Source organism: Flavobacterium sp., from assembly GCF_052437795.1.
Classification (GTDB): domain Bacteria; phylum Bacteroidota; class Bacteroidia; order Flavobacteriales; family Flavobacteriaceae; genus Flavobacterium.
Window position 1 is genome coordinate 208,976 of sequence record NZ_JBQVPA010000004.1, and the last position, 13,694, is coordinate 222,669.

The 13,694-nt window shown below is 44.9% G+C and carries 14 protein-coding genes; 7 read left to right on the forward strand and 7 right to left on the reverse strand.

From position 1 onward, the window contains the following. Positions 1-50: 50 nt before the first annotated feature. Positions 51-1,283, reverse strand: a complete 1,233-nt coding sequence (locus tag ACT6R0_RS13705; protein WP_444654262.1) for a WD40 repeat domain-containing protein — start codon at positions 1,281-1,283, stop codon at positions 51-53. Between the two features lie 269 nt (positions 1,284-1,552). Here ACT6R0_RS13705 and ACT6R0_RS13710 point away from each other — a divergent pair, with 269 nt between their 5' ends. Next, positions 1,553-2,407, forward strand: coding sequence for a hypothetical protein (locus tag ACT6R0_RS13710; RefSeq protein ID WP_444654261.1), 855 nt, complete (start codon positions 1,553-1,555; stop codon positions 2,405-2,407). Positions 2,408-2,819: 412 nt separating this feature from the next. On the opposite strand, the gene typA is transcribed toward ACT6R0_RS13710, so the two are convergent. After that, a complete protein-coding gene (gene typA, locus ACT6R0_RS13715) occupies positions 2,820-4,616 on the reverse strand; it encodes a translational GTPase TypA (protein ID WP_444654260.1) in 1,797 nt (598 codons plus the stop codon). A 341-nt stretch (positions 4,617-4,957) separates the two neighbouring features. Between typA and ACT6R0_RS13720 the strand changes: the two genes are divergently transcribed. From ACT6R0_RS13720 to ACT6R0_RS13740, 5 genes are all read left to right on the forward strand, one after another. Continuing rightward, positions 4,958-5,869: a MerR family transcriptional regulator gene (locus ACT6R0_RS13720; protein WP_444654259.1), complete on the forward strand. Its 912-nt coding sequence runs from the start codon at positions 4,958-4,960 to the stop codon at positions 5,867-5,869. Continuing rightward, positions 5,862-7,355, forward strand: a complete 1,494-nt coding sequence (locus ACT6R0_RS13725) for a phytoene desaturase family protein (RefSeq protein WP_444654257.1) — start codon at positions 5,862-5,864, stop codon at positions 7,353-7,355. Before ACT6R0_RS13720 ends, ACT6R0_RS13725 begins: the two co-directional genes overlap by 8 nt. Next, positions 7,352-8,191 carry a phytoene/squalene synthase family protein gene (locus ACT6R0_RS13730; RefSeq protein ID WP_444654256.1) on the forward strand — a complete coding sequence of 280 codons (840 nt, stop codon included), beginning with the start codon at positions 7,352-7,354 and terminating at the stop codon, positions 8,189-8,191. The genes ACT6R0_RS13725 and ACT6R0_RS13730 overlap by 4 nt, the downstream gene beginning before the upstream one ends. A gap of 10 nt (positions 8,192-8,201) precedes the next feature. Beyond that, positions 8,202-8,648 carry a sterol desaturase family protein gene (locus tag ACT6R0_RS13735; protein WP_444654255.1) on the forward strand — a complete coding sequence of 149 codons (447 nt, stop codon included), beginning with the start codon at positions 8,202-8,204 and terminating at the stop codon, positions 8,646-8,648. A gap of 61 nt (positions 8,649-8,709) precedes the next feature. Further along, positions 8,710-9,492 (forward strand): hypothetical protein, encoded by a 783-nt coding sequence (locus tag ACT6R0_RS13740; protein WP_444654254.1) that lies wholly within the window; start codon positions 8,710-8,712, stop codon positions 9,490-9,492. Between the two features lie 56 nt (positions 9,493-9,548). Here ACT6R0_RS13740 and ACT6R0_RS13745 read toward each other — a convergent pair whose 3' ends face one another. From ACT6R0_RS13745 to ACT6R0_RS13765, 5 genes are read right to left on the reverse strand one after another with little or no spacing between them, the layout of a single operon-like run. Continuing rightward, the gene (locus tag ACT6R0_RS13745; RefSeq protein WP_444654253.1) at positions 9,549-10,091 is read right to left on the reverse strand and encodes a DUF4252 domain-containing protein; all 543 of its coding nucleotides are present in this window, start codon (positions 10,089-10,091) and stop codon (positions 9,549-9,551) included. 5 nt (positions 10,092-10,096) lie between these two features. Next, positions 10,097-10,627: a DUF4252 domain-containing protein gene (locus ACT6R0_RS13750; protein WP_444654251.1), complete on the reverse strand. Its 531-nt coding sequence runs from the start codon at positions 10,625-10,627 to the stop codon at positions 10,097-10,099. A gap of 51 nt (positions 10,628-10,678) precedes the next feature. Continuing rightward, positions 10,679-11,152, reverse strand: a complete 474-nt coding sequence (locus ACT6R0_RS13755) for a DUF4252 domain-containing protein (protein WP_444654250.1) — start codon at positions 11,150-11,152, stop codon at positions 10,679-10,681. Positions 11,153-11,157: 5 nt separating this feature from the next. Then, positions 11,158-11,601 carry a hypothetical protein gene (locus tag ACT6R0_RS13760; protein WP_444654249.1) on the reverse strand — a complete coding sequence of 148 codons (444 nt, stop codon included), beginning with the start codon at positions 11,599-11,601 and terminating at the stop codon, positions 11,158-11,160. Next, positions 11,582-12,097, reverse strand: a complete 516-nt coding sequence (locus ACT6R0_RS13765) for an RNA polymerase sigma factor (RefSeq protein ID WP_444654247.1) — start codon at positions 12,095-12,097, stop codon at positions 11,582-11,584. The genes ACT6R0_RS13760 and ACT6R0_RS13765 overlap by 20 nt, the downstream gene beginning before the upstream one ends. 109 nt (positions 12,098-12,206) lie before the next feature. Between ACT6R0_RS13765 and ACT6R0_RS13770 the strand changes: the two genes are divergently transcribed. After that, positions 12,207-13,649: a S41 family peptidase gene (locus ACT6R0_RS13770; RefSeq protein ID WP_444654246.1), complete on the forward strand. Its 1,443-nt coding sequence runs from the start codon at positions 12,207-12,209 to the stop codon at positions 13,647-13,649. Positions 13,650-13,694: the final 45 nt, after the last annotated feature.

A 13,694-nucleotide genomic window follows, 5' to 3' on the forward strand; every position in this document is an offset into this window, starting at 1 on the left:
AAATGTCACATTCCGACTGCGCTCGACGTGACATTTTGTTATTTCCAAATTCACATCCCTATTTTATAAATGCCTGTATATCCGTCATAACCGAAGTAGTTATAATGATTAATGGCAAAGTATTTCCCGTCGGGCGACCATACCGGCATCCCGAAAGAAGTGCTGTCAGTCTTGATGTTGTTCATCAGCAGCTTTCCTGTAGCCACTTCGTACACCGTGAGCTTGTCGAAAGACACTACTGTAATATACTTTGCATCGGGGCTAAAAGCCAGCCTGCTGGTGCGCAGGGCAGTATTAATGGTGTGGACGCGCTCTAACGTTTCAGTATTCCAGATGTCCACAAAATGGTACGAGCCGCCACCCATGGCAACCAACTTATCATCTGCTGAAAAGGAAAAGGCCTCCACACAGCCGGGCTGCTCAATGCTGCGGCCGTCGCCAAAGTCGAGGAGGTCATCTTCCCCATACTCTACCGCATATTTTCCGGTACGCGAAAAGCCGCGTGCTGCCGTTTTTGGTATTTTATCCGAAAGGGCTCCTGTGGCAATATCTACCACGCCTGCAATTTTATTATAGCGCGTGATCCATACGATGCCCTGTTCGTCGTCGATCTTCATGTCGCCGAACATATCCTCGAACTTCTGCCTCCAAAGCTCCTGCCAGGTAGCGGTATCATAGCACACGATCTCGTTCTCTGAACTGGAAGCAATGAGTTTCGATGCATCTTTAGTAAATACAAGTACCTCAGTGCCCTGTTCAATACCGGGGAATGGCTCCAAACGGGCGACTTGCGAATCAAAATTCGGCATAAAAGGTGCTGCCACCCCCGGATGTACGTAGGAAACGGTTTGGTAGCTTGTTGTCCCCCAGGACTGCCCTACCTCCAGGTGCTCGAAAAGGCGGGCATCGTGTACGTACACTTCATAATCGGCCTGCACGAGTTTTTCCTCGTCTTTCCAAGGGCCGTCACCGTAATAGAAGTCATGGTAGCCTGTATAATCCTTAAGCGGATGGTTCCTAGTGTTAAGCTGCTTTATTTGGTCGATGTACTTGTAGGCATTTGCATTCACCCAATCTTCATCGAGGAACTCGTCCATCGATATTTTTGTCGCAATGTAAGCATCGCGGTCCCACAGCACACGCAGGAACATGCTCTTATCCGTAGGAAGGGGTTCGTGGCTTTCGTAGGCCACATCATAATATACCACGATCACTTTCATGGTGATCTTCTTTTGGTCCGGCTCCTTTTTCAGGATGCGGATGCCGTAGAGGTCTGTTGACATAGGTTTTGTGTTTGTTTTGGTTGATGGCAAATATATGGGAATTGAGAGAAGAATTTATAGGGTAAGGAAAAGTAGTGTTTTGACATTTCATCATCAGGCTTTGGGTGATAAACCTAGGCTACCCGTTCTTCAACTTTCAAGAATCGCCTTGGGTTTATTTACCACCCTGCTGCCATGTTTTTATAACTATTGGCAGGAGCAACAACTTATTTTGGAAAACTTAAAAGTATTACCGCTATTTTCTTACTTTTATGTTTAACAACTATGCTATGAAAAAACATCTATTCCTTTTCCTATTGATCGCATTTTCCTTTTCTTCCTGCTCCGATGAAGATACTGGTTCTACACAGGACACGAACAATGAGTCCTCTCTTATAAAAATTATACGGCAGACCTATATCGATAATACAGTTTCATTACGATATGAATCGGAATATTCTGAAGGCAGGATAGTTGCCTCTGCAATGTATGCCCCAAACATGATACCGATGTTAAGTCACATAGAGTATACATATAATGAAAATGGCACACTTGCATCAAATATCAGTTACTACGGAATGGATACAACTCTTCTTTTGTCGAGTGCAAATTATACGTATGATAACCAGGGAAGAATATCGGGGATCGCCATTTTCGCTGATAACGGGGAAGCACAGCATAACAATATTTCTTACACATATAATCCTGACAGTACCGTTACTGTGCAAAGCACAAATCCTTTCGATGCGCCCGGGTCAGTTTATTTTATTAACAGTAACGGACTGGTATACAAGCAGGTTGGAGAATTTGGTGATACCTCTGAACTTATATATGAAGGAACAAACCCTGTTTCGATGCTGTTAAACGGAAGCCCTGTGACATTTGATTATGACACTGCACATGATACCTCTCTGCTAGGGCTTGATGCCGGAGCCGGTGACTATATGCCGAATATTGCATTAAGGGCAATGAGCCTTGCAGGGGTTGCCAAAACGTATGCTGCTGATAAATATCTTATTAGAGAAAATCATGGTGAGACAGTATTAGAATACATATATACATTTAATGACGAAGGACTTCCGATAAAGAGGCTTGATTACCGTAATGATGTATTAGAGAGCGAATCGGATTATATTTACGAATAGATCCAGAAATGCAGTAGACCAATGGTTTACCTGAACTACGATTATACTCTGAAATCACCTCTGCATTTAGTTGCAACTACGCCTTTTTAGATCTAAAATACTATATGCTAAAGTAGCCTTGCGGTCGTAGGGCTCCAAGCTCGGGCCAGTAATAATCTAAACACCAGGCCCAACTCGCCCTTAGCCCACGACGGCAGCGGCATCCTCGTAGTGCAACGGAAGGATACAACGAAGAGGGGGGGGGGGGATGCAGCCTGACAGTAAAGCTGTGGCCTATCGTTCCTCATAAAGCTCGATTCTTCATTCTTCCTCACAATGACTGCACCGCACAAAAAAAACCGGACTCTATCAAGTCCGGTTCTATATGTATTCGTTGCGATTAGGCCGACAACTATCAACCAATAACCGTCAACTAGAATTTATAACGCTTCCTGTCGTTCTCCGTAAGGTAGATCTTACGTACACGAAGGCTCTTAGGCGTAACCTCTACGTACTCATCTTTCTGGATGTACTCTAATGCTTCCTCAAGGGAGAAAATGATCGGTGGTATGATCCTCGCTTTTTCGTCATTTCCTGACGAACGTACGTTAGATTGCTTCTTCATCTTGGTTACGTTAACCGTCATATCGTCACTACGGCTGTTCTCACCAATAACCTGGCCTTCATAAATTTCATCGTTAGCATTAACGAAGAATTTACCGCGGTCCTGTAATTTATCGATAGAATATGGGATAGCTTTACCATTCTCCATAGAGATCAGTGAACCATTGTTACGTCCCGGTATCTCGCCTTTGTATGGCTCATAGCCAATGTAACGGTGCGACATGATAGCCTCACCCGCTGTAGCGGTAAGCAATTGGTTCCTTAGTCCTATGATACCCCTTGACGGGATGTTGAACTTCACGATCATACGCTCGCCTTTACCTTCCATCGAAAGCATTTCACCCTTGCGGATAGAAACGAACTCTACCGCACGGCCTGAAAGATGTTCCGGCAGGTCGATAGTAAGCTCTTCGATAGGTTCGCATTTCACGCCGTCGATCTCCTTGATGATAACCTGCGGCTGCCCGATCTGTAGTTCATAGCCTTCCCTCCTCATCGTTTCGATAAGGACTGACAAGTGAAGTACACCACGGCCAAAAACCATGAATTTATCAGCAGAGTCGGTTTCACCGAGCTTCATCGCAAGGTTTTTTTCCAATTCTTTGTTCAGGCGGTCCCTGATGTGGCGTGAGGTAACAAATTTACCTTCTTTACCAAAAAATGGTGAATCATTGATCGTGAACAACATACTCATAGTTGGCTCATCGATAGCAATGGTTTGTAGTGCTTCAGGATTTTCAAAGTCGGCAATTGTATCACCGATCTCGAAACCTTCCACGCCAATAATAGCACAGATGTCCCCGGCAACTACTTCCTGAACTTTTTTACGGCCAAGGCCTTCAAATGTGTGTAGTTCCTTGATCCTTGACTTCATTACAGTTCCGTCCCTCTTTACAAGAGAGATCGGCATGTTTTCCCTTAAAACACCTCTCTCTAAACGGCCGATAGCAATACGTCCTGTAAAGGCTGAAAAGTCAAGTGATGTAATAAGCATTTGCGGCGTGCCTTCGGAAACTTTAGGCGCGGGTACATGTGCAAGTACCATGTCCAGAAGCGGCTCAATATTTTCTGTTTTGTTCCTGAAATCTTCTGACATCCAGTTTTGTTTGGCCGAACCGTATACGGTTGGGAAATCAAGTTGCCACTCTTCAGCGCCAAGCTCGAACATCAGGTCGAACACTTTTTCGTGCACCTCTTCAGGAGTACAGTTCTCTTTATCTACTTTATTGATGACTACGCATGGCTTAAGGCCAAGGTCGATGGCTTTTTGCAATACGAAACGTGTTTGCGGCATTGGGCCTTCAAAAGCATCTACAAGCAGCAATACACCATCTGCCATGTTGAGCACGCGCTCAACTTCGCCACCGAAGTCGGCGTGGCCCGGGGTATCAATGATGTTGATCTTTGTGCCTTTATAGGTTACCGAAACGTTCTTCGACGTAATGGTAATACCCCTTTCGCGCTCAAGGTCGTTGTTGTCCAGGATAAGGTCGCCTGTATTCTCGTTCTCACGGAACAGCTGGCAGTGGTACATGATCTTGTCAACCAGTGTTGTCTTACCGTGGTCAACGTGGGCAATGATCGCAATGTTTCTAATGGGTGTCATACGTATTTTTTTGAAGCCGCAAAGGTACACATTATTTCGACAAAAAAAACTTTAGTTATGAGAGGGTTAGCATAAAGTTACCTTATCTGCCAAAATGTAACGTTAGCGCAACGTAAAACTAACGAGAACGAAAAAATTAACGTCGTGGATCGCAAAACTGTGGCATTAAAGATGCCGCGTCTTTTTAATAATAGCCAAATGTATATATTAGGAGAAATCCATAAAGTAATCTTAAACCTGTTTTATTCAGATCTTAAATATTTAATTTTAAGATTTAACGATGCTTTAACCTGAGAACTCCCATAATAAAGCTACTTTTGTTTAACGTTTATTTAAAAAGAATGAACAATATAAAAAATGTTTTCACAATAAAAGATCTCGAAAATCTGTCGGGCATAAAGGCACATACGATAAGGATATGGGAGAAGCGGTACAGCATACTGCAGCCTCTGCGTACGGAAAGCAATATCCGTTACTATGATGTGGCCAGCCTGCAAAGGATACTTAATATAAGCACCTTGAATTCATTTGGATACAAAATATCGCATTTGGCAAAGATAGCCGATGACGAGATCCCGAAAATGGTAAAGGAAGTATTGGGGGTAAAAAGCCTTAATGGCCATGTGGTAAATAACTTCAAGCTGGCCATGATGAATTTTGACACACAACTGTTCCTGAAAACCTATGATTCCCTCATAAATAAAAAATCGTTCAGGGAAATATTCTATGATTGCTTCATCCCGTTGCTGGATGAGATCGGCACACTGTGGCAGACCAACACCATTACCCCTGCCCATGAGCATTTCATAAGCTATCTCATAAAGCAGAAGCTGGCTTCTGAAACCGAGAAGCTTCCGGCTGATAATGCCAGGGACGGCCGTACTTATGTTCTATATCTGCCGCATGAGGAAATACATGAACTGGGCCTCATGTTCATTAATTATGAGCTTCAGTCCAATGGATATAAAGCTATTTATCTTGGCGAAAGCGTACCCGTGAGCAACATTGCCGACATGAAAAATTATTTTGACAACATCACTTTTATTACCTACATTACCGTAGCGCCAACAATAGACAATATAAACAGTTACGTAAAGGAATTAAAGGAGAAAGTACTTAATGATGGCCATACACAGCTACTCGTTTTCGGGCGAAATACGCAATACATACACGAGAGTTCGCTAAGCGGAAATATTAGGCTATATGATTCTATGAATGCCTTTACAGAAACCCTATACATAGTAAATGAGTAAAAACGTCAAAATGATCGGTTCCGGATTTTCGTCGCTTGCCGCGGCCTGCTACCTCGCGCAGCAGGGCCATGACGTTACCGTTTACGAAAAGAATGCCACCATAGGCGGACGGGCTCGTCAGTTGGAAAGAGATAGCTTTACCTTCGACATCGGGCCGACCTGGTACTGGATGCCCGATGTGTTTGAGCGTTTCTTTGCCGATTTTGGAAAAAAGCCCTCCGATTATTATGAGCTGGAAAAGCTATCCCCCGCTTATAGTGTTTACTTTGCCGAAAAGGACCTTATAACCATTGCCGATAACCTTGACGAGATCGCCAATACTTTTGAAGCTATTGAAAAAGGCAGCGGCAGCGAGCTACGCGAATTCATCGACGAAGCCAGGAGCAATTACGACGTTGCGATAAAAGACCTGGTGTACCGTCCCGGCGAATCGCCTATGGAACTTGTCACACCCCAGACCATGCTAAAGATGGGGCAGTTTTTCGGGAATATCTCCAAAGACATCCGTAAACGCTTTAAAAATAAAAAACTGGTACAGGTGCTGGAATTCCCTGTGCTGTTCCTTGGCGCAAAACCAAGCGACACGCCTTCATTCTACAATTTTATGAATTATGCCGACTTCGGCCTTGGCACGTGGCACCCCAAAGGCGGGATGTACAGTGTGATACGATCGATGGAAACTCTGGCTAAAGATCTGGGGGTTACAATAATTACTAATGCCAACATTGAAAAAATAGGCGTTGAAGAGGGCAAAGCAACGCACCTGATCGTGAATGGCAAAAATATCGATGCTGACATTATTGTGAGCGGCGCCGATTACCATCATACCGAGACACTTCTCGAAAAACGATACCGCGCCTATTCTGAGAGATATTGGGAGAAACGCACTTTTGCCCCGTCATCGCTGCTGTTTTATGTAGGGTTTGATAAGAAGATACAAAATGTGGAACACCATACACTGTTCTTTGATACAGACTTTGACGTGCATGCCAAGGACATTTACGACAACCCAAGATGGCCGGAAGAACCACTCTTCTATGCGAGTTTTCCGTCAAAGACCGATAAAGAGGCGGCACCTGACGGAAAGGAAGCCGGCATTTTCCTGATACCGCTTGCCCCGGGACTGGAAGATACCCCGGAATTGAGGGAACGATACTTTGAAAAAATAATAACCCGTTTTGAAAAGCTGACACAGCAGGAAGTACAAAGTCATATCCTGTTTAAGGAATCTTTCTGTGTAAATGATTTTGTGAGGGAATACAATTCCTACAAAGGCAATGCTTACGGATTAGCTAACACGCTCCTGCAAACCGCATTCCTGCGTCCGAAACTGAAAAGCAGCAAAGTGAAAAACCTGTATTTTACAGGACAACTTACCGTGCCGGGGCCGGGCGTGCCGCCAGCACTCATATCGGGAAAGCTTGTGGCAGGACTTGTCGCAAAGCATTCGAAAAACAACAAACCAACTGAAATACCCAGTCTATGAAATCGATCTTTGATACTATATCGTACGATTGCAGCAGGAACATTACCCGCGCCTACAGCACCTCGTTCTCATTGGCGGTAAAAATGCTGTCGCCGCGCATCCGCAGGGATATTTATAACATTTACGGCTTTGTGAGGCTTGCCGACGAGATTGTGGATTCGTTCCATGATTACGACAAAGAACTGTTGTTCAGGCGATTTGAGACCGACCTTGAAAATGCCCTAAATGATAAGATAAGCCTCAACCCGGTGCTGAATGCTTTTCAGCATACGGTGTACAAATACAATATCGATAAAAGCCTTATCGATGCGTTCATGGCAAGCATGAAGCAAGATCTGATCAAAAAAGATTATGCTACGTTTGCCGAATATAACCAATACATTTATGGCAGTGCCGATGTGGTAGGCCTGATGTGCCTGAAAGTCTTTACCGACAATGACAATGCGAGTTACGAAGTGTTGAAGGCCCCGGCAATGCGGCTCGGTTCGGCTTTCCAGAAGATCAACTTTCTGCGCGATCTTAAGGCCGACATGGAAGGGCTCGAACGCAATTACTTCCCTACCCTCAACCTCAACGAGATGAACGATGAAACCAAGCGCGCCATCGTTGAGGAGATAGAGGCTGATCTGCACGAAGGTTACCTGGGTATTCTGCAGCTACCCGCTGAGGCAAAATTTGGTGTGTATACTGCGTATGTTTACTATCGTACATTGCTAAAGAAGCTGAAGAACACACCACCGCTTGAAATAAAGAACACGCGCATCCGCGTACCGAATTACCAAAAAATGGGGCTACTGGCACGCTGTTATGTGAATTACCGTTTTAATCTATTATAAATTTACAATTATGTGGTGGATATACCTCTTAGTGTTCTTACTAACTTTTGGCATGATGGAATTTATGGCGTGGTTTACGCATAAGTATGTTATGCACGGCTTTCTTTGGTCATTACATAAAGACCATCACCGTAAGGACCACGACTCCTGGTTTGAGCGGAACGATACATTTTTCATATTCTACGCCGTGATAAGCATTGGGTTCTTTTTGCTCTGGCAGTATGATATCCTTCAAATAGGATTAGCGATCGGGCTTGGAATATTTGCGTATGGTCTTACGTATTTCCTTGTGCATGATATTTTCATCCACCAGCGGTTTAAGATATTTCGCAGTGCTACGAGCCGCTATGGCAAAGCCGTTCGCCGGGCCCACAAAATGCATCACAAACATCTTGACAAAGAGCACGGGGAGTGCTTCGGGATGCTGCTGTTCCCTATAAAATATTGGAAGAAATAATTTTTTAGGCTTTTGATTTCGGGATGATCTTTTAATTACATTTATCGCAAAATCATCCAATATGAAAACCATCGTTGCCGGGATATTTCTCTTGGCAGTCCTATTTAGTTTTACCACTCCAAAAAGTAATTTTTCTAAGGCTAAAAATGTTTATTCTATAGCAAAAGCAGATTCAGGCTTTGTGTATAAAGAAGAAGCCATCAAATTACTTTCGCAGGCAAAATACGATCTGGCATACGATATTGAACCCGGGCAGCGTGACACATTAGACCTCAACCTTCATGAGATCGCTGTTAACGACACACTTGGTAAATATTACCGCATGGATAATGGCAACTACCTGGCCTGCCTGCCGGATGTCATCCATCCCGACCGATTTTCTGTACTTGTACTTATTGAATATGATCCGAATGGAAGAGTATTACAGGCAGAGCCATTTTATGGCGGGGTGCATTTCTGCTGTTGGGATACGCACTACGATACCCTTAACAGGCATGAGGAGGGTTATTTCAGTATTACAACTTGTGGTACCGGCTCAGGCCACTGTTCATCCTATATGCATTTGATTAAAGGATTTGGCTCACAAGGCCAGGGAATTTGCAGTTACATATGGACAAGTTGGTGCCAGCCGGGCCGAAGGGCAATGTTAGCCTGCCATCTTACCTCAACTGTGGAAATCAAAAACGACACCGTGACCATGCACTACACCATGGAGCACCTCAAAGAGCGCCGTAACGGCAAATACAAGACAGTATTTTCAGAAAAGTTCGATGTTAAATATGTGGAGCGCGAACAAGGCTGGGTAGCGCTGGACAGCACTAAGATCCAGGATTTTCCGTATTAACTAAAAAATCCCCCGCAAGCCAAAACTCACGGGGGATCCTACTAACCTAAACAAACCTATTTCTTTGTCATTAATTCCTGTAGCGGCTTAAGCTGGTCCAGATTGCCTACAGGTGCCTTTTGCAGCAGCCCGGCAATGGTAAGTATGTTGTTCGGGGTCATGTCCTCACCCATTACACGCACTACGCCAAAACCGTTATCCTCATTGTGCAGGAACACCACAAACTCCTCTATATGCTCACCTTCGCCCTTGGTACTGATGGATGCGCCGCTCTTGCCGTCATTTATTTTTATCAGCTCTTCATACTCCTTTTTCACCAGCGACTTCACGGCATCTTTTTCCTTGTTATACTTCGCATGACTCACATCGAGGCTATCGGTCTTATACACCAGGACATTGAACTTATGCAATGACTTTAATGCCGTTGCTTCTTCCGGGGATAGTTTGATAGTTTTAGTATCGATCAGTGTTGGGGCAACGTCAAGGCTTACAAATCCCGGTGCCGCACCTTTCTCGACATAATACTTTTGCAAAGTAGGCTCATTAGAGCAGGAGGCCAGCAGCAGCATTGCAAATCCGGCTAACAGTATGCGTTTCATGGTTCTTATTTTTTAGTTTTTGAAGCTTTCTTAAGTTCGGTTCCGCCGGGCAGGCTCATTTTGTCTGTAAGCAATGATATTTCGCTAATGTCAAAATTACCTGTAAGCGACATGATAACCGTTTCCTGCTTGCCGCCGTCCATGAACATCAGGAGTTCCCGTACCTGAGAGGCCGTAGTGCCCGACTTCACATAGATCTTGATGTTCCTGCCACCTTCATTAATTCGCATCAGCTCTTCCAATGGGTTTTTCTTCAGGTAGGCATCAACGGTAGCCTTCATGTCAGCACTGTACTTGCCATTAGCCGTACGGAAAACTTTGAGGTTGTCCAGCTTTTTGATAAGGTCAATGTACTGCTGGTAGTTCGCTTTATCGTTGCCGGTAGCCTTTACCTGCGACATTAGCTGGAACATCTTTTTGTTCACGATCACACTTTCAATGCCCGCCTTATCCTCAAATTTGTCAAAGGTGGTTACCTGTGCATAAAATATGGTAGGCATTATGGCAAATACTAAAGCAATTATCAGGTTTTTCATGGTCTTCATTTTTATTTCTTTTGTTTTTGGTGTTTTGGGGACGGATGGGGCTTACTTTTTAAGTCCCTCGATGTCGGCCAGGTCCAGTGTACCGGTAAAGGATACCACTACCATCTCCTTGCCTTCAGCGCCTTCAACATATATCAGGCCCTCCTTTATTATAGATTCTGTTTTGCCCTGTATGGCATAGATCTTCACTTTTTGGCCGTCCTGGTTAACGCTCATCAGCTCGGTAAGCGGACTCTTCTTTACATATTCGGCTACCGTTGCCCTCAACGCGTCCTTATGTTTCTTTTCCTTTGTTGTAAATACCTTCAGGCCTTCTATGTTCTCTGCCATATCGAGGTAGCCCTGGGTCTTTTTATCGTCAGAAACCTTCACTTCGCCCAGCATTTCGAACATCTCCTTGTTCACGGTCATTGATGATATGCCCTCTACATCCTGGAACTTGTCGAATGCCTTGGTTTGTGCGAAGGTTACAAAAGGCATTGCTGCCAGTACTGCTGTAATTATAAACTTTTTCATGATGATTATTCTTTAAAAATTGTTTTTCTTGATCTTTCGTATTCTCCTATGTAATTCACGCTTTCCACACCCACATTTACATTTTTGGAGAGCATGTTCAGCGCTTTCTGCGTTTCCCTGAAGGCTACCTCAGGGTCATCATAAGTACCGAGCTCGCTTTGTGAAGGCTGCCCTTCATTATTAAAAAAGGTAAACATGCCCAGCATTACAACAACACTTGCCGCAACCGATATCAATGGCCTGTAATTCCTTTTGGCCTTTAGTGGCAGCGGCTTGTCAAATTGCTGTGTGCCGGCCTGGGCAAAATACCCGAACATGGACCTGTACTGCTCCAAATGTGGCGCCACATCCGGTGAAGAAAAGTACAGCTGCAGCTGTTTTTCTTCAGCAATACTGGTTTCTGCGTCAAAATATTTCTCCAGTAGTATTTCAATTGTTCGTAGTTCCATAACTGTGTGTTTTTAAAAGTTGCTCCCTCATCGTCTTCCTTGCCCTGGACAGCGCCACCCTTACGGCGGTCTCGTTCATATCCATTATTTTGGCTATCTCTTCAAACTCATACTGTTCAATATCCCTCATCTGTAATATCAGCTTTTGCTGTTCCGGGAGTGTAAGCATTATTTTCTCTGCCCATTCCCAGCTGTCCCTGTCCTCTGCCTGTTGCTGCAGTCCTGCCTGCCTGTCGGTATAGTTGCTGTGCACTATCCGCATCTCGGTTGCCCTTTTAGACTTCAGCTGGTCCAGGCAGTAGTTCTTGGTCATTGTCATTGCAAGGGCTTCAACGCTCGAGTAGCTTTCCAGCTTCGCTTTATTATTCCACAGCTTGACAAGCACCTCCTGCGTAGCGTCCTCGGCCTCCTCGTTACTAACGAGCAGCCGTTTCGCCAGCCGGTACAGCCGGTCCTTAAACGGAGAGATCACTTTTATGAACTCTTTCTGATCCATTACTGATGGTGGTTTGTTATTAGTTTATAAAAGGAAGACGAACAGGCATAACTTTTGTTACAACCTATATCAAAATTATTTAAATTTACGTTTTATAAAAAAGAGCTAAATGAAAAAGATGAGATCACTAATGGCTTCGCTCCTTGTGGGCATGCTCGCCTTCACGGCCTGCGAAGACATGGACGATAATGCCGTACCCGTGCACGACTTTATATGGAAAGGCCTTAACCTGTATTACCTGTGGCAGGCCGATGTGCCGGACCTGTCCGATGAGCGCTTTGCCGACCAGGGGCAGCTTAATTCCTACCTCGAAGGATTTTCCAGCCCGGAAGCCCTTTTTGAAAGCCTGCTTTACCAGCGCGGCACTGTTGACCGCTGGAGTGTATTGGTACCCGATTTCCGTGTGCTGGAAAATGCATTGCAGGGCGTATCAAAAAGCAACGGCATGGAATTCGGCCTTGTATATACCGATGCTACCCAAACAGCTGTTTTCGGCTATGTGCGCTACGTATTGCCCAATACCGATGCTGCCGCAAAAGGCGTGCAGAGAGGTGATATTTTTTATGGCGTGAACGATACACCTCTGACACCCGACAACTACCGCAGCCTGCTTGGCGCCGATACTTACACACTAAACCTTGCTACATACAATAACGGCACGATCACGCCAACAGGGACTACGGTAACGCTCATAAAAAGCGAATATGCGGAAAATCCTGTATATAACGTTCAGGTCACGCAAGTGGACAACCATAGGATAGGTTACTTTATGTACAACGGATTTTATAGCAATTACGATCCTGACCTGAATGCGGCTTTCGGGCAGCTTTCTTCGCAAAATGTTACCGACCTTGTGCTTGACCTACGCTACAATTCGGGAGGGTCTGTACGCACGGCTACCTACCTTGCCAGCATGATAACCGGACAATTTAACGGCGAGCTGTTCGCAAAGCAGCAATGGAACAGCAAGCTACAGGACTATTATGAAGATAATAACCCCGAGGCATTACGCAACCTGTTCACCAACCAGCTATCGGGTGGTACATCCATCAACAGCCTGAACCTTAACAAAGTATACATCCTCACATCCCGATCTACAGCATCGGCAAGCGAACTGGTCATCAACTGCCTCAAGCCGTATATTGATGTGGTGGTTATAGGCGATACAACTACAGGTAAGAACGTGGGCTCGGTAACGCTATATGACTCTCCCGATTTCGGAAGGAGCGGGCGCGACGGAAGCCACCGCTATGCCATGCAGCCTATCGTACTGAAAACGATCAATGCAGACGACTTTGGCGATTACAGCGCCGGGATCACCCCAACTTTAGAATTGATCGAGGACTATGGCAACCTGGGCGTGATAGGCGATCCTGCTGAACCATTGTTTGCCGCTGCCATTGGAGATATTACCGGTAACGGAAGGCCAATGTGGTCTCCTTCTAAAAAGCATAAGAATTTTAAGGACTCAAAAAACATACTCCGCTTTGGCACCGAAATGTACATCGATGAGATGCCTGCGGGTTCTGCGGCTTTGCAGCCGATACCTTAAAGAGCTTCAGATAAATGTAGTGCATTATTTCTTCCCTGGCTCCCT